We start from the raw sequence: 24636 nt of genomic DNA, 5'->3' as shown, positions 1-24636 counted from the left end.
GCGTGACGCCGACGGCCCGGTCCGGTGATCCGGGCGTGACGCCGACGGCCCGGTCCGGTGATCCGGGCGTGACGCCGACGGCCCGGTCTGGTGATCCGGGCGTGACGCCGACGGCCCGGTCTGGTGATCCCGCCGCGTCGACGGCGGGATGGGCCAAGAGCGAGCGGCAGCGGGAGCGTGAGCGGCTCCGCCGCCGCATGGACCTGCGGTCCAGCTCGGTCGCGACCGCGTCCACGGTCGTGTTCATCGTGCTGATCGTCTGGCTGGTCACCGCCTCGCCGGGCTGGCCACGGGTCAAGGAGACGTTCTTCGACCTCGGGCAGTTCACCGAGGCGTTCCCCGACGTGCTCCGCGGGTTCCTGCTCAACATCAAGATCTTCCTGATCGCGGAGCCGCTGATCCTGGTCGTGGGCCTGGTGGTCGCGCTGGTGCGCAACCTGCACGCGCCGGTGTTCTTCCCGCTGAGATCCCTCGCCGTGCTGTACACCGACGTCTTCCGCGGCGTGCCGACGATCCTGGTCATCTATCTGGTCGGCTTCGGGCTGCCGGCGCTGCAGCTGCAGGGCATGCCGTCCGACTTCGCCACCTTGGGAATCATCGCGCTGACGCTCTCGTACGGCGCGTACGTGGCGGAGGTGTTCCGGTCGGGCATCGACTCCGTTCACCCCAGCCAGCGTGCCGCCGCGCGCTCCCTCGGACTCACCCACGGCCAGACGATGCGGTTCGTCGTCCTGCCCCAGGCCGTACGCCGCGTCGCGCCGCCCCTGCTCAACGACTTCGTCTCGCTGCAGAAGGACACCGCCCTGGTAGCGACGATCGGGCCGCTGGAGGCGCTGCGCCAGGCGCAGATCCACGCGGCCGAGAACTTCAACTACACCCCCTACCTCGCGGCGGCCCTGCTGTTCATCCTGCTGACGATCCCGATGGCCCGCTTCACCGACTACCTGTCGGCCCGTTCCCAGAGGCGGCGAGGCATGTGAGCGGCCTGCTGGAGATCGAGGGTGTCTGGAAGCACTACCACCGGCACAGCGTGCTGCGCGGCATCGACCTGTCGGTGGACTCCCACGAGGTGGTCTGCCTGATCGGCGCCTCGGGGTCGGGCAAGTCGACCCTGCTGCGCTGCGTCAACCTGCTCGAGACAGTGGACGACGGTGCGATCCGGCTTGACGGCACCGAGATCACCGACGTGCGGGCGAACCCGGACGACGTGCGCAAGCGCATCGGCATGGTCTTCCAGTCGTACAACCTCTTTCCTTACCTGACCGTGCTGGAGAACATCACGCTCGCACCGAGGAAGGTGCACGGCATGGGGAAGGCACAGGCCGAGGAGCACGCACACGAGTTGCTGTCCCGGTTCGGCCTCGACGGCAAGGCCGGGGCCTACCCCGACCGGCTGTCCGGCGGCCAGCAGCAACGGGTGGCGATCATCAGGGCGCTGGCCACCCGTCCCCGCCTGCTCCTGCTCGACGAGGTGACCTCGGCCCTCGACCCCGCGCTGGTCGCCGAGGTGCTGGAGATCATCCGTGAGCTCAAGGAGTCCGGGATGACGATGATCCTTGCCACGCACGAGATGGGCTTCGCGCGCGACATCGCCGACAAGGTGTGCTTCCTGGACGAAGGGGTCCTGCTGGAGCAGGGCACGGCCGAGCAGATCTTCACCGATCCCCGGGAGCCCCGCACCAGGGAGTTCCTCCGCCGGGTGCTCGACGCCCGTCGCATATGACCCCGCCGGCGACATGCGGGCGGGCGGCGGGTTCGGCGGGCCGGTCAGCCGCCGGTGACCAGCCACGCACGGCCGTACGCGCGCACCCCGAGGGTGACCGCGCGGGCCGCCATCCACACCATGAACGCCATCCACAGCGCCACGAGGCCGCCGCCGAGGTGGACCACGCCGAAGACCGCCGGGAGATAGACGATCGTCGTGACGGCGGAGGCCCAGGCGAGGTAGCGCCGGTCGCCCGCTCCGATCAGCACCCCGTCGAGGACGAACACCACGCCGGCCAGGGGCTGGAGCAGCGCGACGATCCACAGCACGGCCGCGAGCTCGGCGCTCACAGCGGGGTCCGCGCCGAACAGATGCGGGATGGCCGGACGCAGGAGGACGATCGCGAGCGCGAGGAACGCCCCGTACCCGATGCCCCAGGTCACCATGGTCCGCGTGGCGGCGCGCGTCCGCTGGACGTCTCCGGCGCCGAGGGCGCGCCCGGTGATCGCCTGACCCGCGATCGCGATGGCGTCGAGGGCGAACGCGAGCAGCGACCAGATCTGGGTCGCGATCGAGTGTGCCGCGAGCTGGGCGATTCCCATGCGGGTGGCGACGCCCGTCGCGACGATCAGCACGAGGCGCAGGCAGACCGTGCGGACCAGCAGCGCGATCCCCGCCGTCCCAAAGTCCCTGATCCCCGCGAGGTGCGGCTTCAGCGAGACGTGGTGCTCGCGGGCGGCCCTGGCGGCGACGAGCAGGTAGACGGCCGCTCCGAGCCCCTGAGCGAGGACGGTGCCCCAGGCGGACCCCGCGATGCCCCAGTGGAGGACGAGCACGAACACGGCGTTCAGCACCGCGTTGAGCGTGAACGAGCCGACGGCGACGGCCAGCGGGGTCACCGTGTCCTGCAGGCCGCGAAGGATGCCGGTGCCGGCCAGGATGATGAGCATGGGCGGGGTGCCCAGCAGGCTGATCCGCAGGTACGTGACCGCCTGGGCGGCCACGCCAGGGGAGGCGCCGAACAGCTCGACGAGCCACGGGGCGAGCGGCCAGCACGCCGCGATCAGGGTCAGGCCGATGGCGGTGGCCAGCCAGAGCCCGTCGATGCCCTGCTTGACCGCCCGCGAGAGGTTCCCCGCGCCCACCTGCCTCGCCACCGCCGCGGTGGTGCCGTACGCCAGGAAGACGCAGACGTTCACCAGCGTGGTCAGGGCGGTGCCGGCGATGCCGAGCGCGCCGAGCGAGGTCGTGCCGAGCCGGCCGACGATCGCGTAGTCCACGAGGATGAACAGTGGCTCGGCCACCAGCGCGCCGAAGGCCGGAATGGCGAGCCTGAGGATCTCCCGGCTACCGACGTGGGGGGTAAGAGACACTCGTCTATCTTGCCCCTTACACCGCCGTGGTCGGGACGGCCGCGGGCGACTATCCACGTGTCGTGCCGACTTTCTTTTCTCCACAGCTCGTGGACACCGTTTCCCCTGCTCAATAAGGGTTCTGTGGTTATGCACATCGGTTATCCACAGGGTTGTCCCCAGGCTGCCCACACCTCGTGACGAGAACTGCACACGTTATCCACAACGTTGTCGACAGGACGCGTTGCCGGTTCCTCCAGAACCGGCGAAACTGTCACCCCGGCTACTTCGGGGGTGGCACGGGAGTTCGTAGGAGGCGGCCAGTTGAGCAGTGAAGTGGTCCCCGCCTTCGATGCACCCTTCGAGCGCACGCCCCCGAGCAACATCGAGGCCGAGCAGTCGGTGCTGGGCGGCATGCTGCTGTCCAAGGACGCCATCGCCGACGTGGTCGAGGTCCTGCGCTCCGACGACTTCTACCGGCCGGCCCACCAGATCATCTACGACGCCATCCTCGACCTGTACGGGCGGGGTGAGCCGGCGGACGCGGTGACGATCTTCGGCGAGCTGTCCAAGCGCGGTGAGATCGCGCGCGTGGGCGGCGGCGCCTACGTCCACACCCTGACGGCCGTCGTCCCCACGGCCGCGAACGCCGGCTACTACGCCAAGATCGTGCGGGAGCAGGCGATCCTGCGGCGGCTCATCGAGGCCGGCACCCGCATCGTCTCCTACGGGTACGGCGGGCAGAACGAAGAGGTCGACGAGCTGGTCGACCGGGCCCAGGCCGAGATCTACGCGGTCACCGAGCGCCGCACCAGCGAGGACTACCGCCCGCTGTCCGAGATCATGCCGGGCGCTCTCGACGAGATCGAGGCCATCGGCAGCCGCAGTGGCCAGATGGTCGGCGTCCCGACCGGCTTCCAGGACCTCGACGCCCTGATGAACGGCCTCCACCCCGGCCAGATGATCGTCGTAGCGGCGCGTCCCGCCATCGGCAAGTCGACGCTGGGGCTCGATTTCGCCAGATCCGCGGCTATCAAGCACCATATGGCGACAGTCGTGTTCTCTCTGGAAATGTCGCGCAATGAGATCACGATGCGTCTGCTGTCGGCCGAGGCCCGGGTGGCCCTGCACACGATGCGCTCGGGCACGATGAACGACGACGACTGGACACGCCTCGCGCGGCGCATGAGCGAGGTCGCCGAGGCGCCGCTGTTCATCGACGACTCTCCCAACATGTCGATGATGGAGATCCGCGCCAAGTGCCGCCGCCTCAAGCAGCGTCACGACCTGCGCTTCGTCATCGTCGACTACCTCCAGCTGATGAGCTCGCCGAAGAAGACCGAGAGCCGTCAGCAGGAGGTGTCCGAGATCTCCCGTGCCCTCAAGCTCCTCGCCAAGGAGCTGGAGGTGCCCGTCATCGCGATCTCCCAGCTCAACCGTGGCCCCGAGCAGCGCACCGACAAGCGCCCTCAGGTGTCCGACTTGCGCGAATCAGGGTCGATTGAGCAGGATGCCGATGTTGTGATCCTCCTCCACAGGGAGGACGCCTACGAGCGCGAGTCGCCGCGCGCCGGCGAGGCCGACCTCATCGTGGCCAAGCACCGTAACGGCCCCACCGCCACGGTCACGGTCGCCTTCCAGGGTCACTACAGCCGCTTCGTCGACATGGCACCCCACTGAGCCTGCTCGTACCGCATTGGAAAAGATCCGGAGAGAAGCGAACCGCGGCGGCACCGGGCAGGTCACGAGTCCACCGAAAGGCCTGGGCGGACATGGACCAGCTTGTCGGGGTTGAGGACGCCGAAGATCTGGTGGACGCGGCCGTCGGCGATGTCGAGTTGCTCCTGGTCGCCATGGAACCGTCGTTCCAGGCGACGACGTCCTCGCTCGGCATCTCGGTGTCACCGGGTTCAGGGCAGGACCACGCGGGCGTGGGAGGTCAGGCGGCCGTCGCCGGTCAGTACGTGCAGCGCGAATCCGGGAGGCAGGTCGAAGTCGACCGGCGGCCATGCCGTGGACTCCTGCGGGAGCAGCGCCGTCGAGGCCACGCCCGGCGCGACGTACACCGGGAGGCCCGCGAAGGTGGTCGCGGCGGCGGTGTGGACGTGCCCGACCAGGAGGCCCACGACCTGGGGATGCGCGTGGAGCACCGCCTCCAGGCGCTCGGGCTCCTTGAGCCCGATCTCGTCGACGTAGGGGATGCCGACCGGCACCGGCTGGTGGTGCATGCCGACGAGGACCGGCGCGCCGGACGACTCCAGGACCTCGGCGAGCCACCGCAGGGTCTCGTCGTCGAGGTAACCGTCGTCGCGGCCGGGGATGCTGGAATCGCACAGGGCGATCGTCGCGCCGCCGGCGCGGAGCACCTGGTTGACGGGCCTGCCGGTGTCACCGGCCTCGCCGAGCAGCACCTTACGGAACTCCGGCCTGCTGTCGTGGTTCCCCGGGCAGATGATCGTCGGGTACGGGAACCGCAGCAGCTCCCGGGCGATCTCGTACTCCTCCACGGTTCCGTGGTCGGCGATGTCACCGGTCACCAGCACGGCGTCGATCGGCCCGGGAAGGCCGGAGATGTGACGTACGACCCGCTCGACGCGCTCGGCACTCCGCGGGGTTCCGTCGATGTGGACATCGCTGACATGGGCGAGTGTGATCATGGGATCCAGGTTTTCACAGGGGTCGCGAAATAAAATGCCGGGGTACGGCCGCCCCGCGCGGGCCGTACCCCGGTAGAGGCCGGAGGTCACTCCCAGCGGAACGTCCGCGCCGCGAGCACGCCGGCCACCAGCGCCCACACGGCGAGGACGGCCAGGTGAAGCACCTGCGGAGACGCGCCCGCCCACGTGTCGCGCAGGGCCTGGCCGAACGCGCCCGTCGGCGTGAAGTCGCTGAGCCTCCGCAGGACCTCGGGCATCAGCTCGCGGGGCAGCCACATCCCCGCGAGGAAGAGCAGGGGGAACATCACGATCGCCCCGATCCCGCCGGCGGCGCGGCTGTTCGGGACGACGGCCGCGATGAGCAGGCCGAGGGCGAACATGGCGCAGACCCCGAGGAGGAAGACCAGGACGAACCACAAGAGCTGGGCGGGCACGCGCGTGCCGAGCACCAGGTTTCCGAACACGATCATCAAGAGGCCGGCCACGACCGTCGCCACCAGGTTGAGCAGCAACTGGGCGACCAGCAGCGCACCCGGCGAGGCCGGGGTGATGGACAGGCGGCGCAGGACCCCGCGCTCCCGGTACACCGCGAGCACCGTCGGGATCACGCTGAACGCGGAGGTCACGACCGACAGCAGGATCATCATGGCGGGCAGCTGGGTGTCCACCACCCGCTCGCCGCCGAGCGAGGGGTCAGGGGTGCGGAAGCCGGGGATGGCGCTGCCGAGGACCAGCAGCAGCGTGAGGGGGAGCAGGAGCGCGAAGAACGCCGTGAGAGGTTCTCGCAGGTAGAGCTTTGTCTCCGTGAGGGCTAGCTTGCGCAGGCTCGTCCCCCTGCGCGTGGTCTTGATGGGGATGGTGGTCGACATGGGGAGGTCCTCCTAGGACGCGTCGGTGACCGGGCGGCCGGTGAGGGTGAGGAAGGCGTCGTCCAGCGTCGCGCGCTCCATCTGGAGCCCGGTGGGGACGATCTGGTTCGCGGCGAGGGCGGTGGTCACGGCCAGGAGGAGGTTCTCCGATCCGGTCACCGTGACGGTGTCGCCGTTCCTGGTGACACCCTCCACCTCCGGAACAGACCTGAGGATGCGGTCGGCGCCGGGAGGGCCGCGGAAGCTGACCCGTTGCCCGCCCTCCACCCGCGCGATCAGACCCGCCGGCGAGTCGATCGCCGCCACGCGCCCCCCGTCGATCACGGCGACCCGGTCGCAGAGCCGTTCCGCCTCCTCCATGAAGTGGGTGACCAGGACGATCGTGACGCCGCGGGACCTGACCAGCTCGATGAGGTCCCAGGTCTCCCGCCGCGCCTGCGGGTCGAGGCCGGTGGTGAGCTCGTCCAGGATCGCCACGCGCGGGGCGCCGACCAGGGCGAGGGCGATCGACAGCCGTTGCCGCTGCCCGCCGGAGAGCTTGGCGAACGTCGTGTCCCGCTTCTGGCCGAGGCCGACCTCGTCCAGCAGCTTCCTCCAGTCCGCGGGCCGGTCGTAGAAGGACGCGTAGAGGTCGAGCGCCTCCCACACCTTGAGCTTGTCCGGGAGTGAGCAGTCCTGGAGCTGCACGCCGACCCGTCGCCGCAGCTCGGCGCGATCGCGGCGCGGATCGAGACCCGTGACGGTGATCGTCCCGCCGTCGGGCGTGCGGAGCCCGGAGACGCACTCGACCGTCGTGGTCTTCCCGGCGCCGTTCCGCCCGACCACGCCGAAGATCTCGCCTTCCTCCACGGCGAACGACACGTCGTCGACCGCCACCTGCTTGCCGTAAAGCTTGCGCAGCTTGGTGATCTCGATGATTTCCATGCCATCGACGCTAGGAATCGCGGCCTGCCGCCGGAATGCGCCTGCGGCCCGAACGGGGGTGTACTTAGATACACCTGAACAGGGTGTCCACGGCTACTTCGAACTACCGGCCCGGTGAACCAGACTGGGGCGCATGGTTCTCAGGACGGTGGTCGGCTTTGGTCACGGTCTCGTGCTGTTCACGCTGGCCGTCACGAACATGGTCATGCTCGCGATCACCGCGGTGGTGTTCGTGCTGTGCTTCGGGCTCGGAATGGTCTTCCTGTTCCCGGCCACGGTGCGCATGGTCCGCGGCCGCGCGGGCCAGGCACGCGCGGTCGCCCGCGCGTGGTCGGGAGTGGAGATCGCCGCCCCCTACCGCGCCGCGCCGCCCCCGCCCCAGCCCCAGCGGGACGGCTGGTACCGCGAGGGCCGGCAGCTCTACCGCACGTCCCTGATCCCGTCCTTCAACAGGACCTGGAACTGGATGATCAAGGACCCCGCCACCTGGCGCGACTTCGCCTGGCTGCTGGCCGAGCCGCTGATCGGCGGCCTGCTGGCCATCTCACCGCTGCTCATGGTGGGGTACGGCGTCGTCCTGGCGAGGGTGGGGCACCCGGTGGAGATGCTCGCCGGAGTCGTCCTCGTCGTCGCGGGGGTGCTCGTGGCTCCGAGGATCGCACGCGTCCACGGCCTGTGGGCCCGGTTGCTGCTGGCCCCCACGCTGAAGGCCCGCCTGGCCAACGAGGTGCGGCACCTCACCCAGGTGCACACCGAAGTGGTCGACTCGCAGGCCGCCGAGCTCCGGCGCATAGAGCGCGACCTGCACGACGGCGCCCAGGCACGTCTGGTGGCCATCGGCATGACCCTCGGCGCGGCCGAGGAGCTCATGGACTCCGACCCGAAGGCGGCCAAGGCGCTCATCGCCAAGGTGAGGGAGGCCTCGGCGGCCTCGCTGATCGAGCTGCGCCAGCTCGTGCGGGGCATCCACCCGCCGGTCCTGGCCGAGCGCGGCCTCGGCGACGCCGTACGGGCTCTCGCCCTCGACAGCCCTCTCAAGGTCACGGTCAGCGTCGAGCTGCCCGTACGTCCCGAGGCGCCCGTCGAGTCGGCCGCCTACTTCGTCATCAGCGAGCTGCTCGCGAACGCCAGCAGGCACGGCGACGCCGCGAACGTCGCGATCGACATCAGCCACCGCCGCTCCGCCCTGCGCGTCACCGTGACCGACGACGGCCACGGCGGGGCCGATCCCTCGCGGGGCAGCGGCCTGCGCGGCATCGAGCGCCGGCTGTCCGCGTTCGACGGCGTCCTCGCGCTGCACAGCCCTCCGGGCGGGCCGACCGTGGCCACCGTTGAGCTTCCGCGCGCGTTCTCCGCGGAAGCCTGCGGGTCCACACTGCCCGTGTGGAAGCAGAAGCTGATGGGCGTCTGCTGGGGGCTGTTCTGGCTGCCGCTGTTCCCTCAGGGCCTGGTGGCGATGTTCTTGAAGATCTTCGGGGCGGACCAGCGGAGCTGGTTCCTCGCGCTCTACATGCCGGAGCCTCTCCAGTGGCCGGTCATCATCGGCATGATCGCTCTTGGCGCAGGTATGGTCTGGTTCGCGGCCAGAGCCGCCCAGCAGGCGAAGGAACGAGACGACGCGTGAGAGTAGTCCTGGCCGAAGATCTCTATCTGCTGCGTGACGGCCTGGTGCACCTGCTCCAGGCGCACGGGTTCGAGATCGTCGCGGCGGTCGAGTCGGGGCCCGAGCTGCTCAGGGCGCTGCTCGACGAGCGTCCCGAGGTGGCGGTGGTCGACGTACGGCTGCCGCCCACCTTCACCGACGAGGGGCTCCAGGCGGCGCTCGCGGCCCGCCTGGCTATCCCCGGGCTGCCGGTGCTGGTCCTGTCCCAGCACGTGGAGCAGCTTTACGCCAGGGAGTTGCTCGCCGACGGCACCGGCGGCGTCGGCTACCTGCTCAAGGACCGCGTCTTCAACTCCGAGCAGTTCATCGACGCGGTGCGCCGGGTCGCGTCCGGTGGCACCGCCATGGACCCCGACGTCATCGCCAAGCTGCTGGCCAGCAACGCCCGCCACGAGCCGCTGGGGAGGCTCACCCCGCGCGAGCGGGAGGTGCTGGAGCTGATGGCCGAGGGCCGTTCGAACGCCGCCATCGCCCAGCGGCTGTTCCTGAGCGAGAGTGCTGTGGGCAAGCACACGGCGAACATCTTCGCCAAGCTCGACCTCGCCGTCTCCGACGACGACAACCGCCGCGTGCTCGCCGTGCTCACCTATCTGAACGGCACCCGGGGCTGACCGCGCCGCGTTCGCGCGGGCTCGCTGGTTCCGTAGCCGCCAAATGTCCGCCCCAGGCGCTACCTTTCTGGGAACGAGACGTTGCGAAGGGGATGGATCAGGGTGAAGTTCCAGGTGAACCGCGATGTGCTGGCCGACGCGGTGGCGTGGAGCGCCCGCACGCTGCCGGGTCGCCCCGCGTTGCCGGTCCTGTCCGGCATTTTGCTGGAGGCGCTCGACGACAGCCTCTCGCTCTCGGTGTTCGACTACGACGTGTCCGCGCGCGCCCTGATCGAGGCCGATGTCGCCGAGCCGGGCAAGGTGCTGATCCCCGGGCGGGTCCTCGCCGAGATCACCAAGAGCCTGCCCGCCGAGCCCGTCCAGATCGTCACCTCCGGGTCCGAGGCGGTGCTCACCTGCGGCGGAGCCGAGTTCGGCCTGCTCACGATGCCCGTTGAGGACTTCCCGACCCTTCCGGCCATGCCGCCCAAGGCCGGCGCGGTGGGCGGCGGCATTTTCGCCTCGGCGGTCGGCCAGGTCGCCGTCGCCGCGAGCCGCGACGACACGCTTCCCATGCTCACGGGCATCCGCGTCGACATCGACGGCGTCAACGTGTCGATGGCCTCCACCGACCGCTACCGCATCGCGGCGCGCGACTTCCTCTGGCACCCCGAGCGGCAGGAGCAGACGGCCGCCGTGATGGTCCCCGCCAGGGTGATGGTCGAGGTGGGCCGCTCGCTGCGCGCGGGGGAGGTGTCGATCGGGTTCGGCGACGGCATCGCCGGTTTCGAGTGCGCAGGCCGCGTCACGACGGTGCGCCTGCTCGACGACCAGTTCATCGACTACCGCGCGCGCCTCACCGAGAGCTGGTCGATACGGGCGGCCGTCAAGGTGGCCCCGTTCGTCGAGGCCATCAAGCGCGTGGCCTTGGTCGCCGAGCGCAACACCGCCATCCGGCTGTCGTTCACGCAGGGCCAGGTGCTGGTGCAGGCGGGTGGCGGTGACATCGGCCGTGGAGCCGAAGCCGTCGAGGCCGACCTTGAAGGCGACGACATCCAGATCGCCTTCCAGCCCCACTACCTGCTCGACGGCCTCGCCGGCGTCGAGAGCGAGCAGGCGCGCATCAACATGGCGTCGCCGACCCGGCCCGTGCTGATCACCGACGACGAGGACGACCCCACCTTCCGCTACCTGGTGATGTCCCTGCGGCTCGCCTGAAGGCCGTTCCGGCGGCGCGTGCCAGGGGGCGGTCAGTCGAGGAGCGCGGGGGTGTCGGTGAGGGCGATCGCGATGTGCTCCATGCAGGCGTGGCCGGCGCGCTCGGCGGCGGCCGCGTCGCCGGCGGCGATCGCACGGGCGATGGAGTCGTGGGGGATGTGGCCGTTCTCCAGCGGCGCGCCGGCGGCGGCGATGCTCGTGCGCAGGGCGGCCGAGAAGTCCTTGTAGAGCTCGATGAGCACGCGGTTGTGCGTCGCCTCGACGACCGCGATGTGGAAGGCCAGGTCGGCCTCCACGAAGGCGTCGACCTCGGCCTCCACCCAGGCCTGCTCCCGGCGGGCGAGCGCGGCCTCGATCAGCTCGATGTCCCCTTCGGTACGCCTGACGGCGGCGAGTTTGGCGGCCTCGACCTCCAGCGCCCGGCGTACCTCAAGGATCTCCAGATGCTCGGCCGCGCGCAGGCGCCTCGCCATGGCTCCTGAGAGCTCGCTGGTGGCACGCACGTACGTGCCGTCGCCCTGACGGCATTCGAGCAGACCCGCATGGGTGAGGGCGCGGACCGCCTCGCGCACGGTGTTACGACCGACGCCGAGTTGCTCCGCGAGCACCGTCTCCGTAGGGATCTTGGCATGCAGGCGCCACGATCCGGAGGTGATCTGCTCCTTGAGTTGCTCGATCACCTGGTCGACGAGGGAAGCCCGCTGCGCCGTACGCAGACTCACAGTCTGCCTCCTCCGGGAAACCAATCATCCTACGAGTCAATGATTGGTCGACCTTAATTATTCCGGTGTCTCCGCGCCAAATCCGGAGCTCCGGCGAGGAGGCCTACCGTGCGAAAACCGCGGACGTCACGGCACCGGCGACGGTCGACCTGACCCCGACCGCTTCGAGTGCCCTACGATACGCGCCCGTCTGCTGCTCCCGGTTACCGGCCTTGCCCCACAGGTCACCCAGCTCGCGCCAGACGCCCGCGATCTCCCGGTCGCGCACCGTTCCCGCTGCCGGCGCGGCCGACAGCAGGGCCCCGGCACGCTCCAGGTGGGTCTTGAGAGCGTCGTCGGACCGTGCCAAACCAACCTCGGCCAACACCAGGTGCGCGGACGCAGCGAGGGTTCCGGGAGCGCCGGACAGCAGCTCCAGGGCCTTCGAGGCGAGGTCTTCCGCGCGACGGGCGTCGCCGGACCTTAGCTGGACGCGGGCCAGCGCGATCAGGCTCCGGGAGTGCTCCACGGACTCGGCCGGGAGTACGGAGAAGACCTGGGTCGCGCGGGAGACGAGCTCGTCGACCTGCTCGAGACCGCCACCGGCACGGGACGCGGAGATCTCGGCCCAGCGCATGGCGATGCGTGCCATCTGGGCGGCGATCCTCGCGGGCCGGCCCGCGGAGAGGGCGTCGTCGGCGAACTGCACAGCGAGAGCCGAATCCTCGCCCTCGGCGGCCGAGACGCTGGCCTGCCAGAGCGAGAGGATCTCCGTCGTGCGGTCGGTCGGCACGGGCACGCCGGTGTCGGCGAGCACCTGCTCGACGTACGGCAGCCCGATCTCGGCGTCGGCCAGCGCCGCGGCGAGGTCCACGGCCACCTCTCCGTGGAAAAGTGACAGTTGTGTGACCTGGTCGAGTGCCTTGGTGCCCAGATCGCGCGCGCGCATCACGTCCCCGGCGCGCTGGTAGCACCGGCACAGCGCCACGGTGAGCGGCACGTCCGCCAGGCGCTCGGGGTGCGCGGCGGCCTCGCGGCGCAGGCGCTCGTACGCCTCCACCGCGCGCCCGATGCGACCCTGGGCCTCCAGAGCACGCGCTCGCCCGAGGCGGGCATGCGCGGCAAGCAGCGCGTTGTCCTCGCCGGCGGCTTTGACGATGTCACCGAAGCGGTCGGCGGCGATGGCCGCGTCCCCGTGGTAAAGCTCCAGCTCTGCGTGACGCAGCCCGAGTTCGGTGTCGATGCGCTGGCGCGGCTCGATCCCGTGGAGGAGAAACTCGGTGGTGCATCCTAGGCGTTCCGCGAGCAGGCGGGCGACCACCGGCGTCGGCGTGCGCTTGCCGGACTCGATGAGAGAGACATAACTGTCGGAGAGGTCGGGTCCAGCCAGCTGGGCCTGAGACATTCTCCTGCTCAGACGCAGCCCGCGGACGCGGTCACCGATGGTTCCCTGACTCGGCATGTGATCTCTTAGGGCGGGGATATGGTCAATGGTTCCGCCATGATGGCACGAAGCAGCCGAATCGGGTATACCCACGTCAAGAATCCCGAGGAGGAAGTCTGTCTCACCCCTCGGGATTCAGGACGAAAGTGGACTAATCATCGTCGTCAGAACTGGGAAAGAGCATCTGGCAGACCTCGAGGTACAGGGTCTCCGGATAGGGGATGAAGGGGACGGTCGACAGGGCCTGATCTTGACCCGCCGACTCCAGGACGAACTCGCCGTACCCCAGCATGCGGCCGAGCAGTGAGCGCTGGAAGCTCATGTCGGTCACCTTGCCGAGCGGCATCATCGCCACCCGGCGGGTGATCAGGCCGGTGGTCAACAGCATCCGCTTGGACGTCACCACGAAGTAGTCGACCGACCACTCCGCCACTTTCCACACGAAGCGGATCAGTAAGAGAAGCCACGCCCACCAGACGATGACCAGCGCCTGTGACCCTTGGTTCTCACCGAGCCACTTGCTCAACAGGCCTGCCAGCACCAGGCCGCCGAAGACCTCGGCGACCGGGCGTAACAGGACGGCCGGGTGGCGCCGCACCATGATGACCTGGTGTTCGTGGGGGAGAAGGTAACGATTGACCGACGACGGAGCAGAGTCCCCGTGGGTCACAAGTCTCATGTCAGCTTCGTGAAGAATAGAGCCAGCGAATCCGCGGCATTCACCACAGTGTCCATTGCTCCCTTGACCGCGCTTGCCGCGTCAGCCGGTCTGGTGAACAGGTAGAAAGCCACAAACGCGATGGCTGCGTACGTTAGAACCTTCTTGACCTGCACTGCCGCCTCCGTTAACCACTCACCCACTGCACCCACCGTATACATTACCCAGACCAATGGCCGGGTAAAGCGCATCCGGACCCCATAGTCTTTAGGGGTCTGGATGTGACCTGCGTCACCCTTGCTCGCCGGCCACCACTGCCAGCACCTGGAGGTGCTTGCGAGCGATTCGCTCGACCAAGCTCGGGTACGCGTAACCAGTGACTTCCATCGCACCGTGGTGAGCCGCTTCGATGCAGCGCGTCACCGTCGCGGCGGGATGAACCCCGGCGAACTCGACCTTAAGCACGGTCTCGACCTGTGTATAGGCGTCAATATCCGGCAGCTGGTCCATGGCTCTCCCAGGTGTGCGTTCACGGCCTGAGGGACCGGAACACAGTGACATCGTCATCACTCTGTGTACCCACCGAAACACATTATGTAACGAGACGAACGTCAACCTGAGGAAAAGAAGGAAAAGGAAATCAGACGACGCCGTAGAGGCGGTCTCCGGCGTCGCCGAGGCCGGGCACGATGTACCCGTGCTCGTTGAGCCGCTCGTCGAGCGCGGCCGTGACCACGCGCAGTGGCTGCCTGCAGTCGGCGAAGACCTTCTCCATGAAGGCCAGGCCTTCGGGGGCGGCCAGAAGGCAGATGGCCGTGACGTCCTCGGCACCGCGCTCGAAGAGCAGCTCGATGGCCGCCGCGAGGGTGCCGCCGGTCGCGAGCATGGGGTCGAGCACGTAGCACTGGCGGCCTGAAAGGTCCTCCGGCAGCCGGGTCGCGTAGGTCTGGGCCTTGAGGGTGCCCTCGTCGCGGATCATGCCGAGGAAGCCGACCTCGGCGGTGGGCAGCAGGCGGGTCATGCCGTCGAGCATGCCGAGGCCCGCGCGGAGGATCGGCACGACCAGGGGTGCGGGGCGCGCCAGCCGTACCCCGTGGGCGGGGGAGACGGGGGTGTCCACCGTGGCCGCGGTGACTCGCACGTCGCGGGTCGCCTCGTAGGCCAGCAGGGTGACGAGCTCATCCGCGAGCCTGCGGAACGTCGGGGAGTCCGTGCGTACATCCCGCAGCGTGGTCAGCTTGTGGGCGACGAGCGGATGGTCGACGACGAGGGTCTTCATGGCTGCCAAAGGTATCTCCTGAGACCGGGTAAATGGTACGAGTGGGTCGGTAACGGCCATCACACCCTAAGCTGGCCGGGCACAGCCGTTTTTGATCACAATTTGCCCGAGGGGCGTACGGGGACTGAGTGATTCTGCGAGCATTGCCAACTGTAAGAACCGCGTCGGTGGGGTGAAGATGACAGACGTAGATGCTCTTGACTTCGCCATCGTGGTCTACCGCGAGGACGACCAATGGGAAGCCGAGATGCTGCCCGTGGGTCTCACAGCGGACCTGCATGGGCTGATCCACTCCCTGCGCCAGCAGCCGAGCATGGGCACCACGATTGGGCTGGTCGCCGTGGGGGATGACTTCTTCGTGGCATTACGGGTGTTTGGCGAGCGCGTCGACGTGTTCCTCTCCGACATCACGGCATCGTGGGACTGGCCCCTGGCCCAGCAGATCCTCGAGTTGCTCGATGTCCCTGTGCCAGAGGAGGAGGAGCTCGACATGGTCCTCCCGGCGGGAGATCTGTCGATCTTCTCCGACCTCGGGCTCGACGAGATGGAGCTCGGCGCCCTCTCTGGCGACCTCGAACTGCTGCCCGACGAGGTGCTTTCCAGCATCGCCGCACGGCTCGGGTTCTCCCAGCCGTTTGAACGTGCCGTCGACTCAGCCCTCGGCTGACCGCGGGAGCCCCGATCATGCCCTCCAGACCAACACACAGTGCCATGTTCGCCGCGGCCTTCGTCCGCACGCCTGACGGGTGGAGCGGCTCGGAGGTCGACCTCGCGAACGCCGAGATCGCCGACGACCTCGGTGACGCCGTGCAGGACGCCCTCGGACTCCAAGGCGACGAGCTGGCCCTGCTCTGCGTCGAGGTGGAGGACGAGTGGTTCGCCCTCGTCCGCTACGACGGTGACGCCGAGCCACGGGCGTTCGTCTCCGATGTCCACTCCGCGGCCAGCGACGCCCTCGGAGAGCTCTTCAGCGAGCTCGCCGGGGTCCTCGTGCCCGACAAGGAGGCCGACCTCGGGGTACGGCCGGCCGGTGACTTCGAGCTGCTGAACGATCTCGGGGTGACCGCCGAGGAGTTGCTGGAGCTCAGCATGGAAGAAGGCGTGCTCCCCGCCGACACCCTCTCGGTGATCGCCGAGAAGCTCTCCTTCGCGGACGAGCTCGACCGGCTCCACTAGCACGAGATCCCGCACGTGAGCGAGCCCGCCTTCGAGCAACCCATGCGGCTCGCGCTGGCGCAGGCCGTACGGGCGGGTGAGCGCGGCGAGGTGCCGGTCGGCGCGGTCGTGCTCGGGCCCGCGGGCGAGGTGCTGGCCGCGGCCGGCAACGATCGTGAGGCGAGCGCCGACCCCACGGCACACGCGGAGGTCCTGGCACTGCGCGAAGCCGCCCGCGTGCGCGGGGAATGGCGCCTGGCCGGCTGCACGCTGGTGGTCACCCTGGAGCCGTGCACGATGTGCGCGGGGGCCGCGGTGCTCGCGCGGGTCGACAGGGTCGTCTACGGCGCCGCCGACGAGAAGGCCGGAGCGGCCGGTTCGCTCTGGGACGTCGTCCGCGATCGGCGGCTGAACCACCGTCCCGAGGTGATCCTGGGCGTGCTCGCCGGGGAGTGCTCGGCCGTGCTGAGGGACTTCTTCGCGGACCGACGCCCATGAACACCCCCTTTCTTCGCATACCGGACGCTTGCGACGCGCGAAGAGGGTCGCGGATCCGGTAGGCTGCTCGGCGGTGGAGTCGCCTAGTGGCCGAGGGCGCACGCCTCGAAAGCGTGTGATGGGGCAACCCATCCGTGGGTTCAAATCCCACCTCCACCGCCACCACGAAGGGCCCCCAGCCCGCACCACCGGCTGGGGGTCCTTCGCGTGTCCCCGGTCTGGCGCCGTGCGGCACGGGCGGTCCTAGGGGACGGCTGCCGCCGACTGGAGACGACCGCCGCCGACAAAAGGCTTAAATAGGGCAATTGGGGCCGTCAGGTGGGGCCGGGGTCATCGGCGCGGCTCGTGGATTGACCCTTCGTGCGTCTCATTCCCGGACATAATGCAATAAGCCGGTTATATGCCTCGGGGAGAGGGCGGCGCTCGTCAGCGCATTTCAGGATTTACGCCTACACATCGTCGAAAGGCGGTGCGTACGCGAAATCACCGCGTATGGCGGGGGTATAGGTGCTCAGAGTGCGGGCCTGGAAGTTCGGAGCCCAACCCGGCACCGGCGGCGTGATTCCGTACTCCTCGGCCAGGCGGAAACCGAACAGCGGGTAGTAGTCGCTGTGACCGAGCAGCACGATGATGGGCTCTCCGAGCGCGTCCGCGGCCCCGAGCACGGCGTGCATGAGCGCGTGCCCCACTCCCTGCCGCTGGAAGGCGGGGAGCACGCCGAGCGGGCCGAGCCCGAGCACGGGTGCGGCGCCGGCCGAAGCCCGGCTGCAGACCACGTGCCCCACGACGGACCCGTCGCCCGAGGTGGCCACCAGGGAGAGCTCGGGGATCCAGGCGTCGCAGGCTCGCAGCGCGTCTACCAGGACGGCCTCCACGGATATCCGGCCCGCCTCCACGGTGGCCTGGCCGGGCGCCGGCGGCTTGGCGAAGGCGGCGGTGTGCACCTCGCGAATGGCTGGGATATCTGCTGGGAGTTCACGTCTTATCAACACTTGTTCAGGCTTTCGACCCCAAGACAGGCCGTCAACCGAATAAACCTGCGACTCGCGGCCTCCCGCCCCGATCGTACGGGCGCGGGGGCCGGGGTCTCGCGGGTCTCCGCGTACTCCCCGAATTGCTTGAGGGATCGGCGAATCGGAAGCTTCCCACCTGCCGGCTCGTGTCCGTGAAAGCGCCGAATGGGATTCAGGGATGTGCCGAATGTCCGAAACCAAGCCTTTGCCTCTTACGGGATGCTCGCTGGATTTCGTCCGCTTAAGGTGAGATATGTAGTTTCTCGCGACGTTTTGGGATATCCCGAGGAAACCAATACGAAGCTCCGCATGCCCGGGTGTAGCTCGGGCCTAAGACCACCTCTATCAACGGAAGTGATCTCCTATGCTCAGAAAAGCTCTCGCCACCGGATTCCTTGTGGCTTCCGCACTCGTCATCCCGGGGACGGTGGCGGTGACCGCCGCCGGCGCGTCCACCGTGCCCGGCGCCTCGGTGACCTCCCAGACGACGGACCACGCCTCCTGTAAGGGCAAGCGGTGCGCCACGAGGTATGGCCACCACAAGAAGAAGCGCGTCACCCACCACAAGAAGCACAGCAAGCACAAGCACGCCAGCCGCTCGCACAAGAAGGCGCACGCCGCCAAGCGCCACAAGAAGGCGCACAAGATGTCGCACATCATCAAGCACCACTAGAAGCGACCACGCTCCTGCCACTTCTCCGTCGCCCCGCGAGGACCTCCTCACGGGGCGACTATCGCGGACGGGCATCGCCCAGGTCGCCTCAGGGGTCGAGCGTGCTCTCCTCGGCGTTCTCCATGCGGCCGTACAGCACCCGCTCGTTGATCTCCAGGTTGTTGATCAGCCGCAGGGTGGCCGTGATGGCGTTGCCGACCAGCTCGCCACCCACCTCGCCGTACTCGGCCTGGAGGACCGTGTTCGTCGCCCGGTCGTCGTCGGCCACGTGCCACGTGCCCTCGGCGCCCATCTCCCTGGCGGCGCGCATGATGGACCCGATGGCATGGGCCTTGGACTTCGGGATCGTGAGCGTCAGCAACTCGCGCTCCGCCCGATCGAGCCACACGCCGTCCTCGGCGCCGCCGAACAGCAGCGCGTGCAGGAGATCTTTGGACTCGGTCAGCAGCGCCTCTCCGCTGGGCGCGCGGTGCTCGGGGGTGATGAGCGCGCCGCCCTTCTGCGGTGGATCGAGAAGGTGGCCTTCGCTCTCGAGAACCTCGCGGGTCAGCGCCCGGTAGCGTTCGAGGTATCCCGGCAGGGACGTGTGGTCGAGGGCGAGCCGGCGGATGCGGGCCGCCCTGGCGACCCGATCGCTCTCCTGCTGCGGCCCCTGGCCGTTTCCGGCGAGATGATCCGCCTGGCCGTTTCCGCCGTGTACGGGATAATTCGTGGCCGGTTCCTGGACGCTTCCGGCATCCTCGCCCGTGGCCTCGTCCTCGCCGTCCCTGTACGCCTGGTCGCCCTCGCTCTCCCGGACCGGAGGGGCGTACACGCCTTCCTCGGCCGAGGGGCCTCGCGGCACCTGTCTCGGGATCGAGTACGTGATCTCGTCCGGTCGCAGGACCAACGCCATCAACTGCTCGACCAGCCAGTCCGTGGGCTGCTCGTGGAGACGCACGCGCAGGCGTTCGCGCAGCTCACCCGCGAGCTCTTCACGGACCTGCGCCACGAGGTGTGTGACATCTCGCATTGGGTCACCGTCCGACCTTGCGTTCCAGCGGCCTGAGCCGTGTCGCCCCTGCGACTGTCGCAGCTTAGGAACCCGCGGCCCCGAGGATGGCCGGTAAGGGAACTGTTTTACCTATGACGCCTGCGGCCGACGGACGATATGCGGATCATTCGGATGGGGCGCCCGTGGGAGCGTCCACGTCGAGCACCCGCGCGTGGAGAACCGAGCGCTGGTGGAGCGCCGCGCGCAGCGCGCGGTGCAGGCCGTCCTCAAGATAGAACTCGCCGCGCCACTGCACGACATGAGGGAAAAGATCGCCATAGAACGTCGAGTCCTTGGCGAGCAGGGAATGCAGGTCGAGCACCGCCTTCGTGGTGATCAATGAGTCGAGCCTGACCTGCCGGGGCGCTATCCGCGCCCATTCACGATGCGACAGGCCATGCTCGGGGTAAGGGCGGTTGTCACCGACTGACTTGAAGATCACCTATTCAGTTTAAGAGAGTTTTCGACCTTTGCCTGCTTCAGTGGCTTGGCAGTGAGGTGCCGTACGGCTCAGATGGCGCCCGAGAAGGTGTCGCACTGGCCGGGCTCACCCGACTTGTAGCCGGTGCTGAACCACTTCATGCGCTGCTGCGAGGTGCCATGGGTGAAGCCTTCCGGGTCGACCCGGCCCTGAGCCTTCTGCTGGATCCGGTCGTCCCCGACGGCCGCCGCGGCGTCGAGCGCTTCCTGGATGTCGGTGTCGGTGAAGGGCTTCTCGTAGAAACCGGTGTCCACGGCGTTCTTCGCCCAGACCCCCGCGTAACAGTCGGCCTGGAGCTCCAGCCGCACCGAGCTGCTGTCGGCGCCCTGGCTGTTGCCGCCGACCTTGTCCATGGTCCCCAGGAGGTCCTGCACGTGATGCCCGTACTCGTGGGCGATGACGTACGCCTGGGCGAACGGGCCGCCCTTCGCGCCGAACTTGCTCTGCAGCTCGTCGAAGAAGGTCAGGTCCAGGTAGACGAGCTTGTCGCTCGGGCAGTAGAACGGCCCGACCTCCGAGGTGGCCTGGCCGCACCCGGTGCTCACCGCCTGGGAGAACAGCACGGTCTTCGCCTGGCTGTACCGGCCGTTGCCCGCCTTGTCGAAGGCGTCCTTCCAATAGGCCTGAATGCTGTTCACCACGCCCACGACGCGGCAGTCTTCCGACTTGTCGGCGTCGGACCCCTTCTTGCATTCCTGGGAGGTGTCAGAGGTTGGCTGGACACCTGTCGTGTCACCCCCGCCGGTGATGTCGCCGGGGTTGATTCCAAAGATCAATGCGGCGATAAGGGCGATGATGCCCGCCGCGCCTCCACCGATGGCCAGCCCGCCACCGCGGAGTCCGCCACCGCCACCACGGTTCTCGACCTGTGAGGAATCAAGGTCGACATCGTCACGGAAGTCCATTGGCCCGTTTTCCCTTTTCTTAGGTTTTCAGGGTCATATATGACCCCGCTAGTTCCCCAGAGAGAAACGATCATGCACGTCCTGTACAGAGTGCCAGCTCAGGGCACTTCTCAACGGCGGTATGGCTCTTCTTCAAGGCTCGCACCGCTGCGGGCCAACGGCATGCCGTGATCGGTCCGGTAAGGGCGTGGGATCTCGGGCCGCAGGCCCACGTCTGGTTACTGTGAGGTGCGGGTGACCACTGACAGTGATATGGAGGCGACCTTGCGTACGGTGCACGAGGAGCCGACCCCCCATCAGCTGCCGCCTCCCGCCTTCTTCCTGCGGAGCGTCCCGATCACGCCGACGAGCAGGTGGATACGGGACAAGGCCACATCGCAGGGCCCGTTCGTCGCCGGTCTGGTGCTCGCGATGGCGGCCGGCGCGGGCATGGCCCTCGGGTTGAGCCCCTCCTGCGAGCTGACCGGGCCTCTGCCGGGCGGCTTCGGCTCCGAACCCCGGCTCCCTGACCACACGGGCTCCGGCCTGCCGTACGTCGTCCAGTGGAAGCCCATGCCCCCGGCCCTGCCTTCCGGCAACCACTGAAAACGGGCTGACCACCGACCACCTCGGACGGAACACCAAAAAGGGCCGGCCCGCACACACGCGGCCCGACCCTTCGGAAGGTGGCGGAGGATAGGAGATTCGAACTCCTGAGGGGTTGCCCCCAACACGCTTTCCAAGCGTGCGCCCTAGGCCAACTAGGCGAATCCTCCGTCGAGAAGCTTACCGGACTTCGGCGGCTGTGGAGACCGCGCCGATGACCACGAATCGGTCTCGGTGTTCGTGCGGTGGCTGCCACGAGCACTGCCGCGCACGGCTAGACTGTCACCGGACCCCTCGCACGGCGTCATCCTGTGAACCTCCCCAGGGCCGGAAGGCAGCAAGGATAAGCGGGCTCTGTCGGGTGTGCGAGGGGTCTCTTCGCTGGAGTTCCAGGACGGTGCCGTCACATGAGCGAGCTGTTCGACCCTCGTGACACTCCGGGCCTTCCGGCGCGTTCGCACTCCGACCCCCTAGGCGAGGAGACGGCATGAGTCTCGCCCTCTACCGCAAATACCGGCCTGGGACCTTCGCCGAAGTCAAGGGTCAGGATCACGTCACAGAGCCGCTGCGGCAGGCACTCAGCAGCGGCCGCATCAACCATGCCTATCTCTTCAGCGGCCCGCGCGGGTGTGGCAAGACCTCCAGCGCGCGCATCCTTGCCCGCTCGTTGAACTGCGAGAAGGGCCCGACACCCGACCCCTGCGGCGAGTGCGAGTCCTGCGTGGCCCTGTCGTCCACCGGGCCAGGCCACCTCGACGTCATCGAGATCGACGCCGCCTCCCACGGCGGTGTGGACGACGCCCGCGACCTTCGCGAGCGCGCCTTCTTCGCCCCGGTCTCCGCGCGTTTCAAGATCTACATCATCGACGAGGCGCACATGGTGACCCGCGAGGGTTTCAACGCGCTGCTCAAGCTGGTCGAGGAGCCCCCGCCGCACCTGAAGTTCGTCTTCGCGACCACCGAGCCCGAAAAGGTCATCGGGACCATCAAGTCCCGCACCCACCACTATCCGTTCCGGCTGATGCCGCCGGCGACGCTGCGGCAGCTCATGGAGGAGATCCTCAGCTCCGAGTCGGTGCCGTACGAGCCCGCCGCGCTGCCCCTGGTCGTGCGCGCGGGCGCGGGTTCGGCGCGTGACTCGCTCTCGATCCTCGACCAGTTGCTGGCGGGCGCCGACGACGCGGGCATCACCTACGCCCGCGCGGTCTCGCTCCTGGGTTACACCGACTCCGACCTGCTCGACGAGATCGTCCTGGCGTTCGCCCGGCGTGACGGCGCCCAGGTGTTCCAGGCGGTCAATCGCGTGATCGAGGGCGGTCACGACCCGCGCCGCTTCGCCATGGACCTGCTTGAGCGCTTCCGCGACCTGGTGGTGCTCGCCAACGTGCCGGAGGCCGCGACCAGCGGGCTGCTCGACCGCCCGGCCGACGAGCTCGAGCGGCTGGCCGAGCAGGCGGCGTCGATGGGGCCGGCCGAGGTGACCCGGGCGGCCGAGCTGTTCAACGCCGGGCTCACTGAGATGCGCGGTGCGACCTCCCCCCGGCTGCTGCTGGAGCTGATGTGCGCCCGGGTTCTGCTTCCGGCGGCCGAGCAGGGCGAGGCCGCGCTGCTCGCCAGGCTGGAACGCCTGGAGCGCGGAGGGGTGGCGGCCACGGCCGTCCCGGTGCCCGGCTCCGCTGCCCCGCCGGCCCCCTCCGGGCCTCCGGCGGCCGGCACGGTGATCGCCGCCGAGGAGCCGCAGCACGCCCGGCCGGCGCAGCCCGTCCAGCAGGCGCAGCCCGTTCAGGACCAGCCCGTCCAGCAGCCTCCGACCGCGCCCGCCGCCCGCCCGCCCGCGGACGACTGGCCTGCTCCGTCACGGCCCGGTGCTCCGCAGGCCCCCTCGCGCCGGCCTGAGACCACTCCCGCGCCGGCCGCCCAGGTGTCGCCGGCGGGTGGCGCCTTCCACCAGACGTGGCCGCAGATCCTTGACGTGCTCAAGCAGCGCTCCCCGGCCGTCTGGGCGAACGTCAACACCAACTCCCAGCTCATCGGCGTCGAGGGCAACATCGTCACGCTCGGCTTCAGCCAGGTCGGCGCCATGCGCAACTTCGTGAACGGCGCCAAGGACTCCGTGGTCGCGGCGGCGATCGCGGCGGTGATGGGCGGCAACTGGCGCGTGGAGGCCGTCGTCGGCAACTCGGGCGGCGGAGTACCCCCGTCGGTCCCGGCCTCATCCGCTCCGGCGCAAGCCGTACGGCAGGCTCCCGCGCCGCGGCCCGCATCGTCGCGGCCGGAAAGCCCGCAGGCGGCCCCCGCGCCGCAGGCGGCCCCCGCGCCGCAGGCGGCCCCCGCGCCGCAGGCGGCCCAGAGAGGGCCGGCCGGTGCCGAGGACGTGCCGTCGCAGGGGCGGCGGCAGGCCGCCCAGAAGCCGCAGGCCGCGCCCTCGCCCTCCGACGAGCCGTGGCCGGATGCGCCGCTTCCCGAGGACGAGGGGCAGGCGCCCAGGGGTGGTCTCGCCGCCGCCCGTTCGGCGGCGCAGGCGGCGGCCCAGTCCGGGCCCCGGCAGGCGGGGGCCGCGGGCTGGCCCGACGCCGTGCCCCGCCGTCCCGGCCAGACGTCCAGTGAGGCCGACGAGGTCGATCCGTACAACGACGCCGACGCCGACGCCGACTCGCTGAGCGGCATGGCGCTCGTCCAGCGGGAGCTCGGCGGGCAGATCATCGAAGAGATCGATCACACGTAGTCTCGCGGTCGCCGGCTCAAGCCGGTCCGCACTTTTCGGGTCGTCCGCTCCCCTCACGGAGGGCTCCCACGCGAACACTGACGTGCGCCAGTGCAACATGCGTGGCAAACCCCGTAGGCTCGTGCCACACGCGAAGCCATGAGGAGCGCAAGATCGTGAATCCAGGGGATGTCAACTTGCAGCAGTTGCTGGAGCAGGCGCAGCTCATGCAGCAGCAGCTCGCGACGGCCCAGCAGGAGCTCAACGACGCGGAGGTCGAGGGCAGCGCCGGTGGCGGCCTCGTCGTCGCGACCGTCAACGGGAGTGGTGAGCTGCTCGAGCTGAAGATCAGCCCCAAGGCCATCGACTCCGGCGACCCGCAGGACACGGCCGATACGATCGCCGACCTGGTGATCGCGGCGGTGCGGGATGCCGTGCGAGCGGCCGCCGAGCTCCAGCAGGAGAAGCTCGGCCCGCTGGCGCAGGGCCTTGGCGGGGGCGGATTCCAGCTGCCGGGGTTTTAGCGGCC

Annotated in this window: 27 protein-coding genes, 2 tRNA genes and 1 other RNA gene; 15 read left to right on the top strand and 15 right to left on the bottom strand. The window is 69.0% G+C overall.

The window, feature by feature from the left end:
• The first annotated feature begins 2 nt into the window (after window positions 1–2).
• Together AB0O34_RS08680 and AB0O34_RS08675 are read left to right on the top strand one after the other, a co-directional pair.
• A complete protein-coding gene (locus AB0O34_RS08680; RefSeq protein ID WP_363914145.1) occupies window positions 3–980 on the top strand; it encodes an amino acid ABC transporter permease in 978 nt (325 codons plus the stop codon).
• Window positions 977–1723 (top strand): amino acid ABC transporter ATP-binding protein, encoded by a 747-nt coding sequence (locus tag AB0O34_RS08675; protein WP_363914143.1) that lies wholly within the window; start codon window positions 977–979, stop codon window positions 1721–1723. The genes AB0O34_RS08680 and AB0O34_RS08675 overlap by 4 nt, the downstream gene beginning before the upstream one ends.
• A 44-nt stretch (window positions 1724–1767) precedes the next feature.
• On the opposite strand, the gene AB0O34_RS08670 is transcribed toward AB0O34_RS08675, so the two are convergent.
• Entirely contained in the window at window positions 1768–3078 is a 1311-nt protein-coding gene (locus AB0O34_RS08670) for an MATE family efflux transporter (protein ID WP_363914141.1), read from the bottom strand.
• Between the two features lie 303 nt (window positions 3079–3381).
• Between AB0O34_RS08670 and dnaB the strand changes: the two genes are divergently transcribed.
• Window positions 3382–4737 (top strand): replicative DNA helicase, encoded by a 1356-nt coding sequence (dnaB, locus tag AB0O34_RS08665; protein ID WP_363914139.1) that lies wholly within the window; start codon window positions 3382–3384, stop codon window positions 4735–4737.
• A gap of 230 nt (window positions 4738–4967) precedes the next feature.
• Here dnaB and AB0O34_RS08660 read toward each other — a convergent pair whose 3' ends face one another.
• From AB0O34_RS08660 to AB0O34_RS08650, 3 genes are all read right to left on the bottom strand, one after another.
• Complete coding sequence (locus AB0O34_RS08660) at window positions 4968–5714, bottom strand: phosphodiesterase (RefSeq protein WP_363914137.1); 747 nt, start codon at window positions 5712–5714, stop codon at window positions 4968–4970.
• A gap of 86 nt (window positions 5715–5800) precedes the next feature.
• Complete coding sequence (locus AB0O34_RS08655; protein WP_363914135.1) at window positions 5801–6583, bottom strand: ABC transporter permease; 783 nt, start codon at window positions 6581–6583, stop codon at window positions 5801–5803.
• A 12-nt stretch (window positions 6584–6595) separates the two neighbouring features.
• Window positions 6596–7507: an ABC transporter ATP-binding protein gene (locus AB0O34_RS08650; RefSeq protein WP_363914133.1), complete on the bottom strand. Its 912-nt coding sequence runs from the start codon at window positions 7505–7507 to the stop codon at window positions 6596–6598.
• A 133-nt stretch (window positions 7508–7640) separates the two neighbouring features.
• Between AB0O34_RS08650 and AB0O34_RS08645 the strand changes: the two genes are divergently transcribed.
• The 3 genes from AB0O34_RS08645 to dnaN all read left to right on the top strand — a co-directional run bounded on the left by AB0O34_RS08645 (window position 7641) and on the right by dnaN (window position 10978).
• Window positions 7641–9131, top strand: a complete 1491-nt coding sequence (locus AB0O34_RS08645) for a histidine kinase (RefSeq protein WP_363914131.1) — start codon at window positions 7641–7643, stop codon at window positions 9129–9131.
• The gene (locus tag AB0O34_RS08640) at window positions 9128–9781 is read left to right on the top strand and encodes a response regulator transcription factor (RefSeq protein ID WP_363914129.1); all 654 of its coding nucleotides are present in this window, start codon (window positions 9128–9130) and stop codon (window positions 9779–9781) included. The genes AB0O34_RS08645 and AB0O34_RS08640 overlap by 4 nt, the downstream gene beginning before the upstream one ends.
• A gap of 102 nt (window positions 9782–9883) precedes the next feature.
• Window positions 9884–10978, top strand: coding sequence for a DNA polymerase III subunit beta (gene dnaN / locus AB0O34_RS08635; protein ID WP_363914127.1), 1095 nt, complete (start codon window positions 9884–9886; stop codon window positions 10976–10978).
• Window positions 10979–11010: 32 nt separating this feature from the next.
• On the opposite strand, the gene AB0O34_RS08630 is transcribed toward dnaN, so the two are convergent.
• The 6 genes from AB0O34_RS08630 to upp form a co-directional block, all read right to left on the bottom strand.
• Window positions 11011–11700 carry a FadR/GntR family transcriptional regulator gene (locus AB0O34_RS08630; protein ID WP_363914125.1) on the bottom strand — a complete coding sequence of 230 codons (690 nt, stop codon included), beginning with the start codon at window positions 11698–11700 and terminating at the stop codon, window positions 11011–11013.
• A 103-nt stretch (window positions 11701–11803) separates the two neighbouring features.
• Window positions 11804–13141 (bottom strand): helix-turn-helix transcriptional regulator, encoded by a 1338-nt coding sequence (locus AB0O34_RS08625; protein WP_363914123.1) that lies wholly within the window; start codon window positions 13139–13141, stop codon window positions 11804–11806.
• Window positions 13142–13274: 133 nt separating this feature from the next.
• Window positions 13275–13802 carry a PH domain-containing protein gene (locus tag AB0O34_RS08620; protein ID WP_248964684.1) on the bottom strand — a complete coding sequence of 176 codons (528 nt, stop codon included), beginning with the start codon at window positions 13800–13802 and terminating at the stop codon, window positions 13275–13277.
• Window positions 13799–13957 carry a hypothetical protein gene (locus AB0O34_RS08615; RefSeq protein ID WP_184610310.1) on the bottom strand — a complete coding sequence of 53 codons (159 nt, stop codon included), beginning with the start codon at window positions 13955–13957 and terminating at the stop codon, window positions 13799–13801. Before AB0O34_RS08615 ends, AB0O34_RS08620 begins: the two co-directional genes overlap by 4 nt.
• A gap of 115 nt (window positions 13958–14072) precedes the next feature.
• A complete protein-coding gene (locus AB0O34_RS08610; RefSeq protein ID WP_358551441.1) occupies window positions 14073–14291 on the bottom strand; it encodes a three-helix bundle dimerization domain-containing protein in 219 nt (72 codons plus the stop codon).
• A 130-nt stretch (window positions 14292–14421) separates the two neighbouring features.
• Window positions 14422–15060 carry a uracil phosphoribosyltransferase gene (gene upp / locus AB0O34_RS08605; protein WP_363914203.1) on the bottom strand — a complete coding sequence of 213 codons (639 nt, stop codon included), beginning with the start codon at window positions 15058–15060 and terminating at the stop codon, window positions 14422–14424.
• A 178-nt stretch (window positions 15061–15238) separates the two neighbouring features.
• On the opposite strand from upp, the gene AB0O34_RS08600 reads away from it, so the two are divergent.
• From AB0O34_RS08600 to AB0O34_RS08585, 4 genes are all read left to right on the top strand, one after another.
• Window positions 15239–15727, top strand: coding sequence for a tRNA adenosine deaminase-associated protein (locus AB0O34_RS08600; RefSeq protein ID WP_363914120.1), 489 nt, complete (start codon window positions 15239–15241; stop codon window positions 15725–15727).
• A 17-nt stretch (window positions 15728–15744) separates the two neighbouring features.
• Window positions 15745–16236: a tRNA adenosine deaminase-associated protein gene (locus AB0O34_RS08595; protein WP_363914118.1), complete on the top strand. Its 492-nt coding sequence runs from the start codon at window positions 15745–15747 to the stop codon at window positions 16234–16236.
• A gap of 42 nt (window positions 16237–16278) precedes the next feature.
• A complete protein-coding gene (gene tadA / locus AB0O34_RS08590) occupies window positions 16279–16713 on the top strand; it encodes a tRNA adenosine(34) deaminase TadA (RefSeq protein WP_363914201.1) in 435 nt (144 codons plus the stop codon).
• Between the two features lie 72 nt (window positions 16714–16785).
• A tRNA-Ser gene (locus AB0O34_RS08585) sits at window positions 16786–16875 on the top strand.
• Window positions 16876–17162: 287 nt separating this feature from the next.
• Here AB0O34_RS08585 and AB0O34_RS08580 read toward each other — a convergent pair.
• Entirely contained in the window at window positions 17163–17657 is a 495-nt protein-coding gene (locus AB0O34_RS08580) for an N-acetyltransferase (RefSeq protein ID WP_363914116.1), read from the bottom strand.
• 466 nt (window positions 17658–18123) lie between these two features.
• Between AB0O34_RS08580 and AB0O34_RS08575 the strand changes: the two genes are divergently transcribed.
• On the top strand, window positions 18124–18399 hold the full coding sequence (locus tag AB0O34_RS08575; RefSeq protein WP_363914114.1) for a hypothetical protein: 276 nt from the start codon (window positions 18124–18126) through the stop codon (window positions 18397–18399).
• An 88-nt stretch (window positions 18400–18487) separates the two neighbouring features.
• On the opposite strand, the gene AB0O34_RS08570 is transcribed toward AB0O34_RS08575, so the two are convergent.
• The 3 genes from AB0O34_RS08570 to AB0O34_RS08560 all read right to left on the bottom strand — a co-directional run bounded on the left by AB0O34_RS08570 (window position 18488) and on the right by AB0O34_RS08560 (window position 20818).
• Window positions 18488–19411, bottom strand: coding sequence for a hypothetical protein (locus AB0O34_RS08570; protein ID WP_363914112.1), 924 nt, complete (start codon window positions 19409–19411; stop codon window positions 18488–18490).
• Between the two features lie 145 nt (window positions 19412–19556).
• Complete coding sequence (locus tag AB0O34_RS08565; protein WP_363914111.1) at window positions 19557–19874, bottom strand: type II toxin-antitoxin system VapB family antitoxin; 318 nt, start codon at window positions 19872–19874, stop codon at window positions 19557–19559.
• Between the two features lie 68 nt (window positions 19875–19942).
• Window positions 19943–20818, bottom strand: a complete 876-nt coding sequence (locus AB0O34_RS08560; RefSeq protein ID WP_363914109.1) for a neutral zinc metallopeptidase — start codon at window positions 20816–20818, stop codon at window positions 19943–19945.
• A gap of 234 nt (window positions 20819–21052) precedes the next feature.
• Here AB0O34_RS08560 and AB0O34_RS08555 point away from each other — a divergent pair, with 234 nt between their 5' ends.
• The gene (locus AB0O34_RS08555; RefSeq protein ID WP_363914107.1) at window positions 21053–21403 is read left to right on the top strand and encodes a hypothetical protein; all 351 of its coding nucleotides are present in this window, start codon (window positions 21053–21055) and stop codon (window positions 21401–21403) included.
• Between the two features lie 81 nt (window positions 21404–21484).
• Here AB0O34_RS08555 and AB0O34_RS08550 read toward each other — a convergent pair.
• Window positions 21485–21573 (bottom strand) — tRNA-Ser (locus AB0O34_RS08550).
• Window positions 21574–21688: 115 nt separating this feature from the next.
• Between AB0O34_RS08550 and ffs the strand changes: the two genes are divergently transcribed.
• The 3 genes from ffs (at window position 21689) to AB0O34_RS08535 (ending at window position 24631) form a co-directional block, all read left to right on the top strand.
• Window positions 21689–21784, top strand: an RNA gene (ffs, locus tag AB0O34_RS08545) — signal recognition particle sRNA small type.
• A 106-nt stretch (window positions 21785–21890) separates the two neighbouring features.
• Window positions 21891–24128: a DNA polymerase III subunit gamma and tau gene (locus AB0O34_RS08540; protein ID WP_363914105.1), complete on the top strand. Its 2238-nt coding sequence runs from the start codon at window positions 21891–21893 to the stop codon at window positions 24126–24128.
• Between the two features lie 155 nt (window positions 24129–24283).
• A complete protein-coding gene (locus AB0O34_RS08535) occupies window positions 24284–24631 on the top strand; it encodes a YbaB/EbfC family nucleoid-associated protein (RefSeq protein WP_358551417.1) in 348 nt (115 codons plus the stop codon).
• Window positions 24632–24636 lie beyond the last annotated feature (5 nt).

The sequence above is a fragment of the Sphaerisporangium sp. NPDC088356 genome (genome assembly GCF_040685555.1).
GTDB lineage: Bacteria > Actinomycetota > Actinomycetes > Streptosporangiales > Streptosporangiaceae > Sphaerisporangium.
The sequence above is the reverse complement of the archived record's forward strand: the minus strand, read 5'-3'. Positions and strand labels throughout refer to the sequence as shown.